This is a genomic window from Pseudocitrobacter vendiensis, from assembly GCF_943590815.1.
Classification (GTDB): Bacteria; Pseudomonadota; Gammaproteobacteria; order Enterobacterales; family Enterobacteriaceae; genus Pseudocitrobacter; species Pseudocitrobacter vendiensis.
The window spans coordinates 1-1,298 of record NZ_CALSBS010000080.1; the positions used below are offsets into that span (position 1 = coordinate 1).

Consider the following 1,298-nt stretch of genomic DNA (forward strand, 5'->3'; position numbering starts at 1 on the left):
GAATCTATGGTCACTCCCGTTTTTGCAACACCGATTTTGACGACAAGTTGGCTTGCTTGAATCTATCCGGCGTCTGAATGGGATTTTATTCCCGCGCCTTGATGAGTTCCGCGCCTGATGAACCTCCAGAAAATATACGGCTTCAATGAGCCTTTCCGTTTTACAGGTTCCTCAACAGGCCGGTGGGCCGTTAGTATCATCAATATCAGTATTCGCAAAACCAGATCAGTAATTCTTTAAACCGGTGTATTTCTGCCGTTATGCTACATAAGTTTGCTGTCGTGCCGTTAGGGCCCAGGCTATTCTGGCCAGCTTGTTTGCCAGAGCACAAGTGACGACAAAGTTGCTTTTCCGGCACAGTAAATCCCTGACCCAATCGGCCAATTTGCCAGACTGGTGTTCCAGTTTTTGTATGAATACCCTGGCACATTGAACCAACAAAGTTCGGATCTTTTTATTACCTCGCTTACTAATTCCCAGCAATGTCGTCCTACCTCCCGTGCTGTACTGCCGAGGTACAAGCCCTGTTGCCGCCGCAAAGTCACGGCTGCTGGCGTACTGCTTCCCGTCGCCAATCTCAGTTGAAATAGTACTCGCTGTCAGTGTTCCGACGCAGGGAATGCTCAGCAAGCGCTGTCCAACCTCATCTTCGTCCAACTTTCGTTTCAACTGGGATTCCAAATCTTTAATCTGCTCAACAAGATAGTGATAATGCTGTTGTAATTTCAGCAATAACTGGCTGAGGTAAAGAGGCAAACTATTATCCTCAAGAATGGTACTCAGTCGGCTAATAACGGCAGCTCCTCGGGGAACGCTAATGCCAAATTCCAGCAGAAAAGCATGCATTTGATTGGTTGTTTTTACCTTATCCTGAACCAGGGATTCACGGACACGATGCAGAGCCCGCATTGCCTGCTGAGATTCCGTTCTGGGCTGCACAAAACGCATAGACGGACGCGATGCAGCTTCACAAATAGCTTCGGCGTCGACAAAGTCGTTTTTATTGCTTTTAACGAACGGGCGGACAAATTGTGGTGATATCAGCTTTGGGGAATGCCCCAACTCTTCCAACTTGCGTGCCATAAAGTGAGAACCGCCACAGGCTTCCATTGCGATGGTTGTAGCGGGGCATGTCGCCAAAAATTCGATCAACTTTGGCCGGGTAAATTTTTTACGGTAAACAGCCTTCCCGCGACGATCCTGGCAATGAATATGGAAAGAGTTTTTACCCAGATCGATACCAATGAGCGCAATGTTTTCCATGATAGTTCTCCGAATGAAAGCCTGTCCTCAGCATA

Annotated in this window: 1 protein-coding gene; it reads right to left on the minus strand. The window is 47.7% G+C overall.

Annotation, left to right across the window (positions count from 1 at the left end):
* Positions 1-258 precede the first annotated feature (258 nt).
* Entirely contained in the window at positions 259-1,263 is a 1,005-nt protein-coding gene (locus NMC31_RS26030; RefSeq protein ID WP_000427623.1) for an IS110-like element IS4321 family transposase, read from the minus strand.
* Positions 1,264-1,298 lie beyond the last annotated feature (35 nt).